Origin of the sequence: Ensifer adhaerens (assembly GCF_002007205.1) — a bacterium.
In the GTDB taxonomy this organism is placed as follows: domain Bacteria; phylum Pseudomonadota; class Alphaproteobacteria; order Rhizobiales; family Rhizobiaceae; genus Ensifer; species Ensifer adhaerens_D.
Genome location: NZ_LAZS01000012.1, coordinates 831,403 through 850,692 on the forward strand (window position 1 = coordinate 831,403; position 19,290 = coordinate 850,692).

16 protein-coding genes and 2 pseudogenes are annotated in these 19,290 nt (G+C 60.5%); 10 read left to right on the top strand and 8 right to left on the bottom strand.

Annotated features, from left to right (window positions below; genetic code table 11):
* Positions 1 to 180 precede the first annotated feature (180 nt).
* Complete coding sequence (locus tag XB14_RS28680; protein WP_077967052.1) at positions 181 to 390, bottom strand: cold-shock protein; 210 nt, start codon at positions 388 to 390, stop codon at positions 181 to 183.
* Between the two features lie 91 nt (positions 391 to 481).
* Here XB14_RS28680 and XB14_RS32935 point away from each other — a divergent pair, with 91 nt between their 5' ends.
* Positions 482 to 955, top strand: coding sequence for a hypothetical protein (locus tag XB14_RS32935; protein WP_143348585.1), 474 nt, complete (start codon positions 482 to 484; stop codon positions 953 to 955).
* A gap of 20 nt (positions 956 to 975) precedes the next feature.
* Here the strand turns inward: XB14_RS32935 and XB14_RS28685 are convergent, their stop codons facing one another.
* The 4 genes from XB14_RS28685 to XB14_RS28700 form a co-directional block, all read right to left on the bottom strand.
* Positions 976 to 1,254, bottom strand: a complete 279-nt coding sequence (locus tag XB14_RS28685; protein ID WP_077967053.1) for a hypothetical protein — start codon at positions 1,252 to 1,254, stop codon at positions 976 to 978.
* Positions 1,255 to 1,265: 11 nt separating this feature from the next.
* The gene (locus tag XB14_RS28690) at positions 1,266 to 1,565 is read right to left on the bottom strand and encodes a DUF982 domain-containing protein (RefSeq protein WP_077967054.1); all 300 of its coding nucleotides are present in this window, start codon (positions 1,563 to 1,565) and stop codon (positions 1,266 to 1,268) included.
* A gap of 69 nt (positions 1,566 to 1,634) precedes the next feature.
* On the bottom strand, positions 1,635 to 2,108 hold the full coding sequence (locus tag XB14_RS28695) for an Hsp20 family protein (RefSeq protein WP_077967055.1): 474 nt from the start codon (positions 2,106 to 2,108) through the stop codon (positions 1,635 to 1,637).
* Between the two features lie 152 nt (positions 2,109 to 2,260).
* Positions 2,261 to 2,533 (bottom strand): usg protein, encoded by a 273-nt coding sequence (locus XB14_RS28700; RefSeq protein WP_077967056.1) that lies wholly within the window; start codon positions 2,531 to 2,533, stop codon positions 2,261 to 2,263.
* Between the two features lie 281 nt (positions 2,534 to 2,814).
* Between XB14_RS28700 and XB14_RS28705 the strand changes: the two genes are divergently transcribed.
* The 5 genes and pseudogenes from XB14_RS28705 to ppk2 all read left to right on the top strand — a co-directional run bounded on the left by XB14_RS28705 (position 2,815) and on the right by ppk2 (position 9,086).
* Positions 2,815 to 3,129: a co-chaperone GroES gene (locus tag XB14_RS28705; RefSeq protein ID WP_077967822.1), complete on the top strand. Its 315-nt coding sequence runs from the start codon at positions 2,815 to 2,817 to the stop codon at positions 3,127 to 3,129.
* Positions 3,130 to 3,184: 55 nt separating this feature from the next.
* Complete coding sequence (gene groL / locus XB14_RS28710) at positions 3,185 to 4,813, top strand: chaperonin GroEL (RefSeq protein ID WP_077967057.1); 1,629 nt, start codon at positions 3,185 to 3,187, stop codon at positions 4,811 to 4,813.
* A 125-nt stretch (positions 4,814 to 4,938) separates the two neighbouring features.
* A complete protein-coding gene (locus tag XB14_RS28715; RefSeq protein WP_077967059.1) occupies positions 4,939 to 5,241 on the top strand; it encodes a DUF982 domain-containing protein in 303 nt (100 codons plus the stop codon).
* 1,231 nt (positions 5,242 to 6,472) lie between these two features.
* Positions 6,473 to 8,222: pseudogene (locus tag XB14_RS28725) on the top strand (SulP family inorganic anion transporter).
* A 25-nt stretch (positions 8,223 to 8,247) separates the two neighbouring features.
* Positions 8,248 to 9,086 (top strand): annotated as a pseudogene (gene ppk2 / locus XB14_RS28730) (polyphosphate kinase 2).
* Positions 9,087 to 9,237: 151 nt separating this feature from the next.
* Here ppk2 and XB14_RS28735 read toward each other — a convergent pair.
* Together XB14_RS28735 and XB14_RS28740 are read right to left on the bottom strand one after the other, a co-directional pair.
* A complete protein-coding gene (locus XB14_RS28735) occupies positions 9,238 to 10,320 on the bottom strand; it encodes an AI-2E family transporter (protein WP_234804166.1) in 1,083 nt (360 codons plus the stop codon).
* Between the two features lie 97 nt (positions 10,321 to 10,417).
* Positions 10,418 to 11,134, bottom strand: a complete 717-nt coding sequence (locus XB14_RS28740; RefSeq protein ID WP_077967067.1) for a TetR/AcrR family transcriptional regulator — start codon at positions 11,132 to 11,134, stop codon at positions 10,418 to 10,420.
* A gap of 186 nt (positions 11,135 to 11,320) precedes the next feature.
* Here XB14_RS28740 and XB14_RS28745 point away from each other — a divergent pair, with 186 nt between their 5' ends.
* Genes XB14_RS28745 through XB14_RS28760 form a run of 4 tightly spaced genes read left to right on the top strand, consistent with a single transcriptional unit; the run spans position 11,321 to position 17,834 of the window.
* Positions 11,321 to 12,388 (top strand): efflux RND transporter periplasmic adaptor subunit, encoded by a 1,068-nt coding sequence (locus tag XB14_RS28745; RefSeq protein WP_077967071.1) that lies wholly within the window; start codon positions 11,321 to 11,323, stop codon positions 12,386 to 12,388.
* 1 nt (position 12,389) lies between these two features.
* Entirely contained in the window at positions 12,390 to 13,487 is a 1,098-nt protein-coding gene (locus tag XB14_RS28750) for an efflux RND transporter periplasmic adaptor subunit (RefSeq protein WP_077967075.1), read from the top strand.
* Positions 13,484 to 16,534: an efflux RND transporter permease subunit gene (locus tag XB14_RS28755; RefSeq protein WP_077967077.1), complete on the top strand. Its 3,051-nt coding sequence runs from the start codon at positions 13,484 to 13,486 to the stop codon at positions 16,532 to 16,534. Before XB14_RS28750 ends, XB14_RS28755 begins: the two co-directional genes overlap by 4 nt.
* A gap of 1 nt (position 16,535) precedes the next feature.
* Positions 16,536 to 17,834, top strand: coding sequence for an alpha/beta hydrolase (locus XB14_RS28760; RefSeq protein WP_077967080.1), 1,299 nt, complete (start codon positions 16,536 to 16,538; stop codon positions 17,832 to 17,834).
* Positions 17,835 to 18,346: 512 nt separating this feature from the next.
* Here XB14_RS28760 and XB14_RS28765 read toward each other — a convergent pair.
* Positions 18,347 to 19,237: a LysR family transcriptional regulator gene (locus tag XB14_RS28765; RefSeq protein ID WP_077967082.1), complete on the bottom strand. Its 891-nt coding sequence runs from the start codon at positions 19,235 to 19,237 to the stop codon at positions 18,347 to 18,349.
* Positions 19,238 to 19,290 lie beyond the last annotated feature (53 nt).

The window sequence follows — 19,290 nt, forward strand, 5'->3', positions numbered from 1 at the left end:
CGCGGCTGGCCCAGCGCATGATCAGTGCAGTCGAACCGCCATCTTCCCCGCATTCACGCCAAAGATGGCCCAGTAAAATCGGTGTAATCAACGAAAAAGGCCGGGCGGACCCGACCTTCTTACATAGTACCGCCTCAATGGCCACTGCCAGTACATCCGTGGTCAACGGCCAGAAGCGAGTTACGCAGTTGCGAGGTTATCGGCAGCGTTCTTACCTGAACGCGCATCCCGAACGATGTCGAAGCTAACCTTCTGGCCTTCCACGAGCGAACGCAAGCCAGCCCGCTCGACTGCAGACGCGTGGACGAATACGTCCGAACCGCCGTTCTCCAGTTCGATAAAACCAAAGCCCTTGATGCTGTTGAAAAACTTTACTGTTCCGGTGTTCATTACAATTCCTTTTCAAAATCTCGGATTGAGTTCACCTGCCGACAAAATGACAACTGAGGCAGATAGGTCGATTTTGAGAGGAAAGGTCGGCTTGAACGCAGAACGCGAGAAAACAAAGCTCAACAAGCAAAGATCGATGCAGCGATACCTATGGACCGAATGTGTCCTAAACAAGTCGTCTCCCTGCGGTTGGCAAAGGGCGAGGATCGACCTGAGTTTAAATGGATCCCGAAATCGGCAGAGCATCATAGCCAGCACCCGCCTCGGAAAAGTCGCCGGGTTATGCGGTTGCCGTCGCGCCGATTCAATCTCGGTGCCGGCACATCGTCGCGCCGCACCATACGACAGCAAACTGTCGCACGACGTTGCGGACCTGCAGCTGGTTCGCCTTTCTAACACCGAGCGGCGCATCCAGCACGACAAGCCTGGCGGAGCCATACCGAAAATCGAAGCTGTTACCCAGCCTGTGGAGGAACGGCATCTTGCCGATTTGACGTGCCTCCCTGCTAAGTTTGACGGGCCGCCTGATATCGAGACCGCCCGTCGTAACGCCAGCAAGGCGTGAGAGAGGAGGATACAGCCCCCTCAGGTATCGTACCGCGAATCGAGCTCTCCCAGGGCAGACCGAACCTCATCGATCGAAACCGGCTCCGGCGTTCCCGGAACATGACGGAGAGCCGGCTTCGAATCTATCGCGTAGAAGTCCGAAGCCCATGCGGCGAGGATCGTTCTTTTGTCATCGACAGAAAGTGCAGGATCCTTCACCACATCCATTGGACGTCGAAACGGCGACCAGTGAGAGGCGAGAACGTTCGGTCCGTTGCTCACGGCAGATGGGGCAATCTGCTCAAACATGTTATCCATGCTCGGTCACCTCAGCTCACGTGTGGATCCCGACTCCACCGCGGCTTAATCGCGATGATGGGGTCGGTTTCCGGCGCCAGCAGGTCGTGCCTTTCCGCGAAGGCAGCAAACAACCCACGCGCGGTCTCAGCTTCGATCTCGCCGCTCAGAGCAGCGCGACACGCCTTGAGCGCAACCGAATGCGGACCATCCCTCAGCGATATCGGCCACTCGACCAGATGTCGGTAAGCGTCCATCACGCTTCGAACCTCCGTCGGAAATCCAAGACCGACGAGAATACGAACAGGTTTCTCGAACATATCGGGTTTCATAATGCTCTCCTTTCCAACCCGGTGTGCTCATGGGCGCCATCGAAACGGCGCCCATCTCCAATGTTCCGCTTAGGCGGCGCTCTGGTCTTCGATCTGCGGCGCTGTGTGCGGGCGTCCAAGCGCGGAACCGTCAATGCTGACCTTGCGCGGCTTCAATGCCTCCGGGATTTCCCGAACGAGATCGATCGTCAGCAGGCCATTGCTTAATCCCGCTCCACTCACCCTGACATGGTCGGCAAGCTCGAAACGATGCTCGAACGGGCGCCCGGCGATACCGCGGTGCAGATAGGTTTCGGACGGAGAATCCTGCTTCTTGCCAATCACGGTGAGAAGATTGGTCTGGAACGTTATGTCGAGGTCGCCCTCCGCGAAGCCAGCAACCGCAATCGAGATGCGGTAGCTGTCGTCACCCGTCTTGACAATGTCATAGGGCGGCCAGTCGCTGGTCGAACGGTCGCGCTGGGCGTTTTCCAGAAGATTGAAGAGCCGGTCGAAGCCTACGCTCGATCGAAAGAGAGGCGTGTAGTCGTAAGATGTTGCCATAGCCATATCCTCCTGAAAGCAACATGGGTATGGAGCGCCGAAAGACGGCGCTCTCAGCATTGCCAGCCCTGTTGGTCAGCCGCTGGCGGCACAAGATCTGGTATCTGAAAAATCCGGCTTCAAGTGCTGCCCTGAAGATTTTTTTGCAAATCTCAGTTCAGCTTGAACTCACCTTCAATGCGCCGCCATTCGTTCGGCCGGATCAGGTGCTGATGCGTATAGCGAACGGAATGCAGCGGTCCATCGAGATTGGCCTGCCAGAAATCGAGGAATTTCTGCATTTCAGGAAAGTCGGGAGCGAGATCGTAATCCTGCCAGACATAGGTCTGCAACACGGATTCGAAATCGGGAATTCGGTAGAGAATATGCGCGGTGGTCAGTCCGTAGCCGCTTATTTGACGCTCGAAATCCGGTGAATATCGCATGCTTCATCTCCGTTTCTCAACAAGCGCCAAGGTGGCGCAATTGTTCACGATCAGCAACGAAATTCTAAACGTCAGGAAGACTTTGTTGTTCCTTTACAGCACGTTAGCAGCCATTCGGAGCGAGTGCTGATTTTTTTTGAACCGCCCTCTTGAAATCAAAAAATCGCAAAACCAGATGAGTTCGCGCAAGGCGCTCGTATGAGGTCTTGTACCCGTCCGGACTGGTCATCCGGTCCGGTGATGGGGAACAACGCCAATAGTGTTTGTCCATGGAGGAAAACATGTCTTTCCGACCGCTGCATGATCGCATTCTCGTCCGCCGGGTCGACTCGGAAGAAAAGACCAGGGGTGGGATCATCATTCCCGATACAGCGAAAGAGAAACCGCAAGAGGGCGAAGTCGTTGCCGTCGGCGCTGGCGCCCGCAACGAAGTGGGCCAGGTCCAGCCGCTCGACGTCAAAGCAGGCGACCGCATCCTGTTCGGCAAGTGGTCCGGCACCGAGATCAAGATCGAGGGGGAAGATCTGCTGATCATGAAAGAAAGCGAAGTCCTCGGTGTCCTCCAAACCAAGGTTGAGAGCAAGCAGGCAGCCTGAGCCAGCCTGCCATAATTCCATCAGTCAGATAGCTGCCTATTGAGGAGTTACAGAAATGGCTGCGAAAGAAGTCAAATTCAACCTCGACGCCCGGGAACGCATGTTGCGTGGGGTCGATGTCCTTGCAAACGCCGTCAAGGTCACGCTCGGGCCAAAGGGGCGCAATGTCGTCATCGACAAGTCTTTTGGCGCCCCGCGCATCACCAAGGATGGCGTGTCAGTTGCCAAGGAAATCGAACTGGAAGACAAGTTCGAAAACATGGGCGCGCAGATGCTGCGCGAAGTCGCCTCCAAAACCAACGATCTCGCCGGTGACGGGACAACCACGGCCACCGTGCTTGCCCAGGCGATCGTCAAGGAAGGTGCCAAGGCGGTTGCGTCTGGAATGAACCCGATGGATCTGAAGCGGGGCATTGATCTTGGTGTTGACGCGATCGTGGAGGAACTGAAGAAGAACGCCCGCAAGATTTCCAACAATTCCGAGATTGCCCAGGTCGGCACCATCTCGGCCAACGGCGACGAAGAAATCGGCCGATATCTCGCCGAGGCGATGCAGAAGGTCGGCAATGAAGGCGTCATTACCGTCGAGGAGGCCAAGACGGCAGAGACCGAACTCGAGGTCGTCGAAGGCATGCAGTTCGACCGGGGGTATCTTAGCCCCTATTTCGTGACGAATGCCGACAAGATGCGGACCGAGTTTGACGATCCTTACATCCTCATTCACGAGAAGAAGCTTTCCAACCTTCAGGCGATGCTGCCAGTGCTCGAAGCGGTGGTGCAGTCCAGCAAGCCGCTCCTCATCATCGCTGAAGATGTGGAGGGCGAAGCGCTCGCCACCCTCGTCGTCAACAAGCTGCGTGGCGGTCTGAAGGTCGCTGCGGTCAAGGCACCAGGCTTCGGTGATCGGCGCAAGGCCATGCTGGAAGACATCGCCATTCTCACCGGCGGCACGGTTGTGTCCGACGACGTCGGCATCAAGCTCGAGAATGTCACGCTCGACATGCTCGGCCGGGCAAAGAAGGTCGCCATCGAGAAGGAGAACACCACGATCATCGACGGCGTCGGCGCCAAAGCTGATATCGACGGCCGTGTCGCACAGATCCGCGCCCAGATCGAGGAAACCACGTCTGACTACGATCGCGAGAAGCTGCAGGAACGACTTGCCAAGCTCGCCGGCGGCGTTGCGGTCATTCGCGTGGGCGGGTCGACTGAAGTGGAGGTGAAGGAGAAGAAGGACCGCGTCGACGACGCACTGCATGCCACGCGGGCAGCGGTAGAAGAAGGCATTCTTCCGGGCGGCGGCGTCGCACTGCTCAGGGCGGTCAAGGCGCTCGACAATCTCCCTTCGGCCAATCCGGATCAAAAGGTCGGCATCGAGATCGTCCGGCGCGCCGTCGAAGCGCCGGTTCGACAGATTGCCGAGAATGCTGGTGCCGAAGGCTCGATCATTGTCGGCAAACTTCGCGAGAAGTCGGACTTCTCCTACGGCTGGAACGCCCAGACGGGAGAATACGGTGACCTCTATGCTCAAGGGGTCATCGACCCGGCAAAGGTCGTGCGCACCGCACTTCAGGATGCGGCCTCTGTCGCAGGTCTCCTGGTGACCACCGAGGCGATGATCGCAGAAAAGCCGAAGAAGGATACGGCTCCGCCTCTGCCCGCCGGACCGGGTATGGACTTCTAACGCGATTGTTCAGGCCCGTTCTCCCAAGGACGGGCCTGACGGACTCCACCGATCGGCCACGCCGGCTGGCAGGCTATCTCGCCCCCAGGCTGGTGTTGGTGCCGCAGCTATTGAGTGAGGTAGAAATGCACCCGAAGATGTTTGACCGGCCAGTTTACCTGCGTGAAAGGAAGGATCTGGTCCTCGAAATCACGAACCTGGACGATGCGATCGATTTCCTTGAGGAGTGGTCTAAAGGAGATCGCGACATCATCCACGACGCAACCCTGAAGACGTGCTATCTGGCACATGACGGTCACAAGCCAGTCGCAGTTGCGCGAGACGCGCTTCACGCCTTTGCGAAAAAGAAGGGCATACTGGTGAAGCCTCCGGCGGTGCTCCCATGGATGATCAAGGCAAGGTCCGGTGGCGGTCGGATCTCACCGTGAGCGGTCGGATCTCACCGTGACCTGATCCCGCGAGAGGCCGCGATTGTGGCCTCTCCTTTCGCACCTTTCCGGATGATAAAGTTTCGACCCAGCCGCGTAATCCAGAACCCGGCCACTATCGATAGATCGTCAGATCCGGCGCAATGCGTCTACGATCGCGAGTTCTCCGACTGTAATGGAATACTTCCCAACGGTTGGTGACGTTATCTGTAGCAGCGGCAGCCTCTGAGGAAACGTGCGCGCACGCCCATCTCGCGAACTGGTGATTAAGCCACAACAGATCCCCAAGCCCGGCGGAATGGCGGTAATTCCGCATGCCATTCAGGACGCGCCGGTCATCGACACGGCGGACACCTCGTGACTTGTTGGGAAAAAGCGGCTTGATCACGCGCCACTCGAAGTCGGTTCGGTCGGATCCGTGAAACCCTGCCGAAAATTGGGCAATGCTGGCGTCCACTCAAATTTCGCGGACTCAGTCCCTTACTGCACCACCAGAACGATCAGCCGGCCGAACAGGCCCGCGGTGCGCCCGGACGTAGCGGTAATCGGAAAACGTCAAGCGCGATATGCCTAAGGCGCGAGACATTCCTCGCATATGCCACAACCGTCGACGTCCATACGTGAGGCTGGAAACTGCTTTTGACAACACAGGCACGTCGCAGTGCTCCGTTCGTAACGCTTTATGGGCTTAGGCGGAATGATTTCGATTAGACGATCGGTAGGGGGGTTCAGTGCCACCTGTTCCATCTCGAGGCTCCATGTCGAGGATCAAATCTGAGATAGGAAGCGCTGAGGCTTGTGCAAGAGACTCCTCTCAAAGAGTCTTCACTGACGCTTTCATCGTTCATCCATCAGTTGACGGCTGATGACTTCGACAACCAATCACTCGTCCACAAGCGGCTGTTTCCCTTGGTCGTTCGTTCAATTTCCGCCGCGGTCCACTAAAAGCCCCGGCTCGTGGGAGGGCACGCCCACGAGCCGGGGCTTTCAACGACTACACCGCCCGCCCAACCCCATCCATGCGGCAGGCTTGGCATGGATCATGCTCGGAGGCGGACGACGGCCCAGCCAACATCAGAGGCTTACGCTCGGAGGGCTATTCAACTGCCTTGACGCAGATCAAAGCCGAGGCACGCCCGAGAGACTAACACCTGTTTAGGCACGTGGCAGCCCAGGGGCTGCCTGCTGGTTTGCGCTCAACGCCGTCGATGAAACTGGGCTTCGGCATGCGATGATTCTTCAGAAGTTCCTCCGGCGGATTCTGACGGCCTTCGGCGGGCACGGACCGTTGGGGACCAACGTACGACGTTTCCCAGTTCTCGCGCGTTTTCAAGACTACAAGCCAGACTGGCTCGGGAGCGACATCTCCGCGGGCCTGGCGATTGCGGCGGTTGGGTTGCCTAGCGCCATCGCCTACCCTGCGATCGCCGGCCTGCCGCCCGAGACGGGTCTCTACGCTAGCATAGCGCCGCTTGTGGCCTATGCGGTCTTTGGCCCGTCGCGACAGTTGGGCGACGATGACGGTACTGGCGGCGGTGCTGGCGACAATCTACGAGGCGCCAGGGGTGACGGCCGACCGCGTCGCAGTAGCCGCGTTGCTGGCGCTCGCCGTGGGAGTGTTCTGCCTCAGCGCCCGCGCGCTACGGCTGGGGGTACTCGCGACCCTCCTGTCTCGGCCGATCCTGACCGGCTTTCTCGCCGGCATTTCGCTCTCTATCATGATCGGCCAGATCGGGCGGCTCACCGGCGTGAAGTTCGAATCCGCGGGCCTGATGGGGCCGATACTCGAGATCGTCGACAAGGCCAATTTCATCCACTGGCCCTCACTCGCGCTCGGGGCGGCGATGTTCCTCGTCCTCCAGGCGGTCCGGATCTGCAAACTGCCGCTCCCCGGGCCGGTGATCATCGTGGTGCTCGCGGTCGTGCTATCCGCGCTCTTGGACTTCGAGGCGCTCGGGATCGCCGTGGTCGGCGACATTCCGAGCGGCCTGCCGCAGTTTGCCCTGCCGGCCCATTCCGGCGTGCCCGTCGATATCATTCTGCTAGGTGCCGCCTCGATCTTCCTCGTCAGCTTTGGCTCGGGCATCGTAACGGCCCGCAGCTTCGCTACTCGCGGCAGCTATGAGGTTGACCCCAACCTCGAGTTGACCGGCTTCGGCGCTGCCAATGTCGCGGCCGGGTTCTTCGGCGCCTTTCCGGTCACGGCGTCAGACTCGCGTACCGCAGTGAACATGAGCGTAGGTGGCCGCACCCAAGTCGCCTCTATCGTCGCTGCCGTCACCCTCATCGCAACGCTTCTCTTTCTCGGGCCAGCTCTGCGGATCCTTCCGATCCCAGCGCTCGGCGCCATCCTGGTGGCGGCGGCGCTAAGTTTGATCGACGTCGAGGCTCTGGCCGAAATCAGGCGCATCAGCCGCATAGAGTTCCTGTTCGCGATCATTGCACTGATGGGGCCGCTCAGCCTCGGCGTGTTGCAGGGGATCGTCATCGCGGTCGGGGCGACCCTTGTCTACCTCCTCTACAAGGCGGCGCATCCCCGCGACGCGATGCTCGGGCGCATTTCGGGTCGCGACGGCTTCTATAAGCTGCACCGCTCGCCAGAGGCCCGACCCGAGCCCGGCCTCGCACTCTGCATCGTTCAGGGCAACCTGCTGTTCTTCGACACCGACTATGTCAGGGCGCGGCTGCGCACCATCGCGTCCGAACTCCCGCGGGGTACCGAGTGGTTTGTGCTGGACGCAAGCGCGATCGCCCAGATCGACTGCACTGCCGCCGCGATGCTCGCGGGGCTCGCCAACGAGTTCGCCGCGCGCGGCCTCGCTCTCGGTTTTGCCGAGGTCCACAGCGAAGCTCTCGAACTGCTGCAACGCGCCGGCGTGATAGACCAAATTGGCACCCGGATGGTGTTCGACGATCTCGACGACGCTCTGCGTGCCTTTAGAGCACGCTCGTCCCTTTCACACATTGCCTCGCCAAATTGAGCAACTCTCGAGTTAGGAGGAAGCCATGACCAAAAAGCACAAGAACGACAATCACCCGGGCGACGTTGCGGCCGGGTCCGCCGAGGCAAAAAAGGAACGCAAGAGGGCCTACGAGAAGGAGATCGCCCGCTTGCAGGTCGAGATCGCGTACCTCCAATCCTGGGTGCAGGCGTCGGGGGCGCGGATCGTCATCATCTTCGAAGGCCGCGACGCCGCAGGCAAGGGCGGGGTCATTAGGCGTTTCGTCGAGCGAGTGAGCCCGCGGGTGTTTCGAGTGGTGGCGCTGCCAGCACCGAGTGACCGCGAGAAGAGCCAGATGTACTTCCAGCGGTACATGGCGCAACTGCCAGCGGCCGGCGAGGTGGTGATTTTGACCGTTCCTGGTATAACCGCACCGGTGTGGAGCGGTTGATGGGCTTCACCACTGAGGACCAGGTCAAGCGTTTCATGCAGGTGGTACCGCACCTTGAGGGGCTGATCATCGAGAGCGGCGTCATCCTCCTGAAATACTTCCTCGATGTCAGCGAGAATGAACAGGAGCGGCGTTTCCGCCAGCGCATCAACGACCCGGTCCGTCAGTGGAAGTTGAGCGCGATGGACCTCGAGAGCTATCGTCGCTGGTGGGACTACACCAAGGCCTACGACGAGATGATCCGCGCGACCGACTCGCCACACACGCCCTGGTGGATCGTGGACTCGAACGACAAGAAGTCGGCGCGCATCAACTGCATTACCCACCTTCTGAAGTCTATCCCCTACGAGCGGGTGGAGTTCGATGAGCCGAAGCTCGGGAAACGGCAGAAGCGTCCTGACGACTACGTCGCGGACGGCATCGCCCGAAACTTCGTGCCACGTGTGTTCTGAATGGCGGCTGGGCGATATCGGCGGCAGCTCGAGCGTTCTCGACGGTCGTTTAGAGGCAGCCGTAACCGCCGCTTTCTGGCCCGAGAGACCGATCCTTGCCAGATTCCACCGTCGCCGGCATCGTCTCTAGCTAAATGCAGAAAAGATCACGTCAGGTTTGACTTCCATCCTGGTCGACACCCTGGTTTTTTCGTTCGCTCATCATGGCCGGGAACACTGACCACGCCGCCAGGAACAAAGCTGCGATCATCGGACCGACGACGAAGCCGTTGGGCCCGAAGGTGGCGATGCCACCCAAGGTCGAAACAAGGATCAGATAGTCCGGGATTTTGGTTTCCTTACCGATAAGGATTGGTCGCAAGAGGTTGTCTACAAGCCCAATCACAAGGACTCCGAAAGCAAGTAGAACTGTGCCGTCCCAGATGTCTCCTGACGCCAGTAGATAGATGGCGGTTGGTCCCCAAATAAGACCCGTGCCCACCATTGGAAGAAGCGCAAAGATAGCCATGACGGCGCCCCAAAGCGCGGGAGCACGGATATCAAGCACCCAGAAGATCAGCCCACCGAGTGTTCCCTGCGCGAGCGCCACCACGATGCCGCCCTTCACGATTGCATTAACGGTTAGCACGAATCGCCCGAACAGTGCCTGGCGTAGGCTGCCGCTGAGCGGCAGAGCATCACCGATCAGTCGCGCCAGCTCGCGCCCGTCGCGCAGCAAGAAGAACAGGAGGTAGAGCATTACGCATGCGCTTAGCACCAGGTGGAAGGTCGACTGCCCGATGTTGATCGCTTGGCCAGCCAAAAACTGGCCACTTTCCGCAAGCGCATTCAACAGCCGCCCCCGAAGCACACCGGTATCGGGCAGTCCAACGCTGTCGACCAGCGCCTTGAGCCAGTCGGGCAGCATCTCGCGAAGCGTCTGAACCTCGATGCCGGGGGCAAATTGGCCCGTCGCTATACTATTGTAAACCGTGGCCGCCTCGCGGAGGACAAAGCTCGCAATCAGCACAAATGGCAGGATGACCATCACGAGAACGATGGCCAATGTGAACAGAGCTGCGAGGTTGCGTCGGCCCGCGATGCTCTTGAGGATCGCGTTATTGACCGGGGCAAACAGCACGGCGAGCACGGTCGCCCAGAGGATCGCGCCAGACATGGGCCACAGCATCCACGCGAAGGCCAGCGATACAACTACGGTCAGCCAGATGAAAGTGTTGTCTCTACGTTGCCGCACTCTTCGCTCCCCGGTTGCGTCAGACAAGCCCCCGTAATCAAACTCGCAAACACCTGTGGCATTTCCGCCGCCGCACCTTGCCGGAACTCTCCTGATTTCACCCCTTCAGCGCGAGGCTTGGGAGGTTCGAATCGCCCGGCGGAGGGCCTATCCATACGCCTGGCGGTATCACAGGGATGCTGTTTGCCAGTCCATTGAGCATGCCTTGCAAGACGCTCTCGCTCAGCTCGTCCATCTTTTCGCGGGGGCCGACGAGGCGGTCTACCAGCAGCAAAGTCAGACCATGCATCTGCGACCAGAAAATTAGAATAGCACCATCAATCTCACGGGAGTTTGCCGCGGCGGTCGGAATGAGGCGCCCAAGAGCGCCGTCGCTTATCGCGTCTACCAGAAGCGCTTTCATGTTCTCAGCCGCAGTTCTTTCGATTGCAGGGCGTCCATCGTCCTGACCGGTAAGATAACCGCCAAACATCAATCGGTAGAGCGCAGGATTGTTGACGCCGCCGCGCACATAAGCACGCGCCATGGCTGCCAGCCGCTCGCGCGGACTGTCGTGTTCCTTCGTCGCATCGGTCATCTGCTTTGCCAGGAGCTCGAACCCAACGGCCGAGACGGCCGCCAACAAATCACGCTTGTCGGCGAAGTGTTTGTAAGGGGCGTTATGACTGACGCCGGCTCGGCGGGCGAGCTCCCGAAGCGAGAACTCTATGCTCTGCGATTCGCTGAGGACATCGAGTGCGGCGCCTACGATCGCCCTGTGCAGGTCACCATGGTGGTAGGGGCGCGGATCTGCGGTGGTGGTGGCTTTGGTCATACTCGTCCGTCTAGGCCCTTATGTTGCGCGCGTCAACATTTTCGCCGAAGCGATGTTGACGTCGTCCACTTTAGCCTCTAAGTGGGCGCTGTCAACATCTGGCCATAGCCCTTAAAGCCATCAGATTTGAAATTTGCAGGCGAACCGCCGGCTGTCTGATGGTTGCAAATGGCAACGGAGAAAAAAATGCAGCCCCTTCGAATTCTGGGAATTGGTCTCGCCTGCGCCTATCTCGCCGCCTGCGACGACAAAACTGAAGTCGCGTCGTCGTCGCCGCAGCAGGTTCGGGCCATCAGCGCCTCACAGGCCGAGTATCAGCCCAGCGCCGCGATCACCGGGGAGGTGAAGGCGGGAATTCAGTCCGAACTATCCTTCCGCGTCAGCGGCAGGGTGATCGAGCGTCTTGTCGACGTCGGAGCGCATGTGCGCGCCGGCGAGGTCCTCGCCCGCCTCAACGACACCGAACAACGGGCAGATGTGGAGGTCGCGCGAGCCGGGCTTGAGTCGGCACAGGCGATCGTCAAGCAGAAGATGCTGACCTTTGAGCGGTACGAGGCGCTCTTGCGCTCGCGCTCTATCTCGCAGTCGACCTTCGATCAGACAGACAAGGAGCTGCGGACGGCGCAAGCGGCGCTGGAGGCCGCCGAAGCGGCGCTGGCGACGGCCAAGGACGCCTTGTCGCACACCGAACTGAAGGCCGACGCGGCCGGCATCATCACTGCACGCGACATAGAGGTCGGTCGCGTGGTTTCGGCGGCGCAACCCACCTTCACACTCGCCCATGACGGCCCACGAGATGCGGTCTTCAACGTCTTCGAGGCCTTCTTCATGGACGGGCGACCGCTGAGCGAAGTCGATGTTGCGCCGGTCGCGGATCGGTCGCTCGGAGCGCAAGCCACCGTTAGGGAAATCGCTCCCTTCATCGACACGAAAACCGGAACGATCCGCATCAAGGTGGCGCTGCCGGAAGACGCACAATGGCCGCTTGGCACGCCCGTGGTCGGGGAGTTCCGTTCCCCGGCGCGCATGGGGATCGTCCTGCCAGCGAGCGCAATTGCCTCCGCCCTGGGCGAGCCCGCCGTGTGGCGCATCGACCCCGCAAACCGCTCCGTCGCCCTGCGGAAGATCGCGGTCGCCAGGTACCGTCAACGTGATCTGATCGTCGCCGGCGGGGTCGCCCCGCACGACCTGATCGTCGCCGAAGGCGGCAAGTTCCTCAGGGAAGGCCAGGCCGTGGCCTGGGAGGGCAACTAACATGCTTCACTCCCGTACCCACCTCTCGTTTTCACTTCTGGCAGCACTCGCGGTTCTCGTCGGCTGCGATCAGGACGCCGGTACTGGTGAGGCCACAAGGCCGCGCCCCGTCAAGTCCGTCGCGGCAAGTGCAGCGCCGGCGGAACTGTTGCGCCTGCCTGGTATCGTCCAGGCCAGGGTCGAGACCGATCTTGCATTCCGAACATTGGGGCGTGTGGTATCGCGCAAGGTGAATGTCGGGGATCTTGTGCGCGCCGGCGACATCGTGGCCGAAATCGACCCAATCGCTCTTGAGCTTGCGGTCCGGAGCGCCGAAGCCGATCTGCGCAACGCTGAAGCGCAGTTCGAGAACGCCTTGTTGACGCAGGACCGCAAGCGGAGGCTTGCCTCGACGAGCGCCGCGAGCATCGCCGATCTGGACCTTGCCGATCAGGCGCTGAAATCGGCGTGGGCGAGCGTCGGAAAGGCAAATGCTGGCCTCGACAAGGCGCGCGAGCAGCTTGGTTATGCCGTATTGAAAGCCGAGTTCGATGGTGTCGTCACCGCCACCTCTGCCGAAGTCGGACAAACGGTGACCGCCGGTCAGCCGGTCCTGAGACTCGCGCGCCTCGATCAGCGCGACGTGGTCGTCGATGTTCCGGAAGCCTATCTCAGATCCTTGCACCTGGGGGATCGGTTCGACGTTGCCCTGCAGCTCGACGAGTCGCTGCGGACCTCCGGCGTCCTGCGCGAGATCGGCCCGCAGGCCGATGCGAATACCCGCACCCACAGGCTGAAAATCGCCATCGATCAGGCGCCGGAGGTCTTCCGGCTTGGAGCGGTGGTGACCGCGGCGCCACCAGACGTCCAGCAAGGGGCGCCGATCGGCGTGCCTGCAACGGCCGTCGTCAAGAAGGACGGCGCCGACCATGTCTGGGTGGTCGATCCGGCGACCCATGCCGTTTCGTTCAGATCCGTGCGGCTCGACACCTCCTCCACTGACATCCGTACCGTCCGAATCCTCTCCGGGCTCAAGGAGGGGGAAAAGGTCGTCGTCGCCGGCGTCAATGAACTTGCCGAGGGGCAGAGCGTGAGAAGCGAACAGGAGCACCGCCCGTGAAAAACTTCAATCTTTCGGACTGGGCGCTCGAGCACCGCTCGCTCGTCTGGTATTTCATGATCATTTTCGCAGTGGCGGGAGCCTTTGCCTATCTGAGCCTCGGCCGCGAAGAGGATCCATCCTTCACGATCAAGACGATGGTGATCCAGGCGCAATGGCCCGGCGCTACCGCGCAGGAAGTGACGCAGCAGGTTACCGACCGCATCGAAAAGAAGCTGCAGGAACTCAATAATCTCGAGCACACCCGCAGTATCACGACCGCCGGCCAGACGATCGTTTTCGTCGATCTGTTGCCGGAGACGAATGCGCAGGATGTAAAGCCCACCTGGTCGCGAGTGCGCAACCTGATCGATGACATCAAGCACGAGTTCCCTCAGGGCGTCATTGGTCCGTTCTTCGATGACCAGTTCGGGGACGTCTACGGCAATATCTTTGCCTTCACGAGCGACGGGCTCAGTCACCGGGAGTTACGGGACTTCGCGGAAGACGCCCGGACCCAGATCCTCAAGATCGCCGACGTCGGCAAAGTCGAGATCGTCGGGGCGCCGGACGAGGTCATCTATCTCGAATTCTCCACCCGCAAGATCGCTGCCCTCGGCCTCAACCGCGCGGACATCATTGCCACGCTGCAGGCGCAGAACGCCGTTACCCAGTCGGGTTTTGTCCAGACGGGACCGGAACGCGTCGCATTGCGGGTCGGTGGGCGCTTCATCTCTGAAGACACCTTGCGGGGCATCAATCTGAGGGTAAACGACCGGTTCTTCCCGCTGACGGACGTCGCCACGATCACCCGCGGCTATGTGGATCCGCCGACCTCGCTCTTCCGCTTCAACGGCAAGCCGGCCATCGGGCTCGCGATTGGTATGAAGACCGGCGGTAACCTGCTTGCCTTTGGCGAGGCGCTCGAAAAGACGATGACCGGGATCGTTCAGGATCTTCCGGTCGGCGTCTCGGTCGAACAGGTATCCGACCAGCCGACAGTCGTTCACGAGGCCGTGGGTGGTTTCACGAAGGCCCTGTTCGAGGCGGTCGCCATCGTGCTCGCGATCAGCTTTATCAGTCTCGGTTTCCGGGCAGGCCTGGTCGTGGCGATCGCGATCCCGCTGGTTCTCGCCATCACCTTTATGGTGATGCTCTATTCGGGCATTTCACTGCAACGAATCTCGCTCGGTGCGCTCATTATCGCACTCGGTCTTCTCGTCGACGACGCCATGATCGCGGTCGAAATGATGGTGGCACGGCTGGAAATGGGTGACAGTCTCAGGAAGGCCGCCACCTACGTCTACACGTCCACTGCCTTTCCGATGCTGACCGGCACGCTCGTGACCGTCGCGGGCTTCATACCGGTCGCCTTCAACAAGAGCAGCGCCGGCGAATTCACCTTCACCCTCTTCGTCGTGATCGCGGTATCGCTCGTCGTCTCCTGGATCGTTGCCGTCCTGTTCACGCCTCTCATCGGCGTTACCTTGCTGCCGAAGACCATGAAGAAGCATGCCGAACACAAGGGCCGGTTCGCGAGGGCATTCTCGAGCATGCTGCAATTCTGCCTGCGCTGGCGCTGGATGACGATCCTCGCGACCGTTCTTCTCTTCGCAGGTTCGCTCGCGGGTCTGACATTGGTGCCGCAGCAGTTCTTCCCAAGCTCTGACAGGCCGGAACTGATCGTCGACTGGAACCTGCCGCAGAACAGCTCGATTGCCGAAACGAGCCGTCAAATGGCTCAGTTCGAGCGCGAGATGCTGGCCGGAAACCCTGCGGTCGATCACTGGTCGACATATGTCGGAAGGGGCGCGCCGCGCTTCATCCTTTCCTTCGACGTGCAGCCGGCAGACGTTTCCTTCGGTCAGACCGTTATCGTCGCCAAGGAGCTCGACGCCCGCGACAAGCTGAAACAAGAAGCAGAAGCTTACCTCCAGAAGACCTTTCCCGGCACGGACGCCTATGTGAAGCTGCTGGAAATCGGACCGCCGGTCGGCAAGCCAATTCAGTACCGCGTGTCGGGCGAAGACCTCCAGACGGTGCGCGACCTGGCACTGAAGCTGGGGTCTGTCATCGGTGCCCATCCTTCCCTCAAGAATCTCGCCTTCAACTGGAATGAACCGGCACGCGTCGTAAAGATCGACGTGCTGCAAGACAAGGCGCGGCAGCTCGGTGTCTCGTCCCAAGACATCGCGATGGCGCTCAACGCCGTCGTACAAGGTGACGCCGCAACGCAGGTCCGCGACGACATCTATCTGGTCGATGTCGTCGGTCGCGCCTCGGAAAAGGAGCGCGGCTCGATCGACACGCTGCTCGACCTGCAACTGCAGAGCAGCAGCGGTCGGTCGGTTCCGCTCTCATCGGTCGCAACGTTCCGTTACGAGCTCGAACAGCCGACGATCTGGCGGCGCGACAGGGTCCCGACCATCACGATCAAGGCCGGAATCAGTGGTACCACGCAGCCGGCGACCATCGTGAAGGCGCTCGCCGACAAGGTTGCTGCGTTCGAAAAGACGCTGCCGGCTGGCTATTCCGTTGCAGTCGGCGGCGCGGTCGAAGAAAGCGCCAAGTCGCAGGGTCCGATCGCCACGGTGGCGCCCGCTATGCTCCTTATCATGGCGACCCTGCTGATGATCCAGCTTCAGAGCTTCCACAGGCTCTTCCTCGTCTTCTCGGTTGCCCCGCTGGCCCTCATCGGTGTCGTGGCGGCTCTGCTCTTCAGCCATGCCCCGCTGGGCTTCGTCGCGCTCCTCGGCGTGCTCGCGCTGGTGGGCATCCTCATCCGTAACTCCGTGATCCTGATCGTGGAGATTGAAGAATTGCGGGCGGCTGGAAAGTCCCCATGGAAGGCGGTGGTGGAGGCGACCGAACACCGTATGCGGCCGATCATGCTTACGGCCGCCGCCGCCACATTGGCATTGATCCCCATCTCGCACGAAATCTTCTGGGGCCCGATGGCCTACGCGATGATGGGGGGCATTGTCGTGGGAACGGCGTTGACACTTCTCTTCCTGCCGGCACTCTATGTCGCCTGGTTCCGGATCCCGCGTGAAGTCGAGCAACACTGACATGACAATTTCCAGCTTCTCTTTCCCCGGGCGAAACGACGCCCGGGGACCGCAACGGACTGCCCGGCCATACCGGATCGCTGCAAGATATGTGTTCCGGCGGAGGACGCTTGCTTCCCTGCTGGTGCTTTGCCTCCTCGCACCCGGCTGCGCGACGCGGGTGGAGAATGTCCTTCAGCCTCCCGAAGTGGCCGCCCGCGACGCCAGCAGGGTGAACATGCTGGTGGCTACCACACGCAAGCCTTCGGACAACCCCGGTAAACTCTATACAGGCGAGCGCGGAACGGCAATCTCGCTCAACAGCGTCGCCGTCTCCGTTCCTCCAGATCGGGACCGCAAGATCGGCGAGGTGCAGTGGCCTTCGCGCGTGCCTCCGAATCCGGAAAGAGAATTCGCGGTACTCGACGTTACCAAGGCCGACTCCGAACGTCAGGCGCTCGAGTGGTTTCAAAAAAATCGAAACGCCAAGCGTCAGGTGCTCATCTTTGTACACGGCTTCAACAACACCTATGCCGATGCCGTCTTCCGCCTGGCGCAAATCGTTCACGACTCGGGAACGGATGCCGCACCAATCCTGTTCACTTGGCCGTCGCGAGGGCGCGCGTTCGATTATCTCTATGACAAGGAGAGCGCCAACTATTCGCGTCGCGCCTTGGAGGATCTGATCCTTCAGGTCGCAAAAAGTCCCGATGTTCAAGACGTGACGGTTCTTGCTCATTCCATGGGAGGTTGGCTCGCAGCAGAGGCGCTGCGGGGCGTCGCAATGCGCGAAAAATCAATCCCGGCGAAGGTCAGGAATGTCATTCTGGCATCGCCGGACATCGACATCGACGTGTTTCGTCGTCAGTTCGTCGAAATGGGGCCAAAGCGACCGCACTTTGCGATCTTGACATCTACACGCGACAAGGCGCTCGAGGCCTCTCGCTGGCTCTCGGGCGGGGTGGACCGTGTCGGTGGATCCGATCTTAGGCCCTATGCCTCCGTTCTTGAAGAACTGGGGGTCTCGGTCATCGACACCAGTGGCATCGCGACCAAAGATCCGCTCGGCCACAATACCTTCGCCGACAGCCCTGAGATCGTACGCATGCTCGGGCGTCGGCTGGCCGGTCAGACGCTGGTGGGTGGAGAGGCGACGTTGGCGGATCGTGTGGGGGTCGCTGCCGCCAATTTCGCCGGGTCGGCAGCGCGCGTGGCCGTAGCCGCTCCAGTCGCTGTCATCAGCGGCGAAGCTCGCGAAGTCTTGAAGCGCGAGCTAACCCCGTCAACCGGCCAGATGGTGGACGGACAGATCGCGTACTAAAGTCAGGAATGTCCAGGCGGGCGGTCAATGTGGTTGGCCCTCGCTGTCGCGGGCCTTTTGCTTCACGGGGCAACGCCGTGACCCGTAGGGTCACACACCCCGTGCTGGCTGTCCCCTGCGTCCCAAGCGCCTGACACCCCCGGCAGCACTTCGCATGGTCATGAGCATGGGCCAGGGGTGGCGCGCGGACCGCGCCGGCGTTACGTCTCCGTGGGAACTTCGCTTCTTACGAAGATATGCCGCCGCACAGGGATGTCTGTTGCGCAATGCGTTGCGTCCCGCCTCGTCGGTCCACGCGGATGCATCAACCGGCGCACACCCCATAGTGGGGTTGAGTGCGAGCGCAAGAACGGGCATCGTTTCACCGTCGATGGCCGAAATTTTTACAATCAGCCTCGTTGATGACGCGCAGTTCATTTCTCACGCCACCGATACCGCATACTGCTTCGGCTGCAACACGAGGCCGGATGTTTCAGAGGCCCGAGACCCACACATTGTCGCCCCCCCTCACCTCACCTGCCCGGCCTCGCCAGCGACCGGGCAATGTCGATGATGTCGTCCCGAGACGCTGTCGGGTCCTCCTTGTTCCAGGCGACCCCAAGCCCGATCTTCAGATCGACCCCGCGCACGGGCCGAAGTTCGAAACCACGGTTCGGCAAGTCCTTCGTCCATTCCGGCGCAAAGCCGATGCCGAGGCCGGCGGAAACGAGCGAGACCAGCGAGAAGGTATCGTCACAGCTGTAGGCGATGTTGCCGGTCAGCCCATGGGTCTCGAACATCTCGGAGAAGTACCGCTCGGAGTAGGAGAGGTTCTGACGGGAGAAGGCGATGATTTTCTCTCCCGTCAGGTCCTCGATATCGATCTCGCTTCGAAGGGCGAGCGGGCTGGTCTTTTCGACCGCCAGCAGATAGCGCTCATGCGCGATCGAGAAGAAGCGCAAGGAGCCGATGTTTTCGACCGGGCGGATGAAACCGAGATTGATCTGGCCGTTTTCCAGTCCCCGGATGATGTCGCTCGTCGAGCCGCTCGTTACGTGCAGCGCCACATCCGGAAACTTCCGGCCAATACGCGATAGAAACGCCGGCAACACCCCTATCGTCGCAGGATAGACGGTTCCGATCTTGATTGTCCGCGCCGCCCTGCCGGCAACAGACCGCGCCACGTCCATCGACAACCCGACATCGCCGATAATCCGGACGGCTCGATCGTAGAAAGCCTCTCCTGCCCGCGTCAGCTCGACCCGGCGCGTCGATCGCTCGAGCAACCTTACACCTAGCTCCTTCTCCAGTGCCTGGATGTGGGCACTCAACGCCGGCTGGGCAATGCACATCCGAGCAGCCGCTCGGTTGAAATGCAGTTCCTCGGCCACCGCGACGAAGAACGAGAGTTGGCGAAGTTCCATGAATGCTCCGACTCCAGTCCAGTTTCCGCATACGCGCGGAGGGCGAATTCATA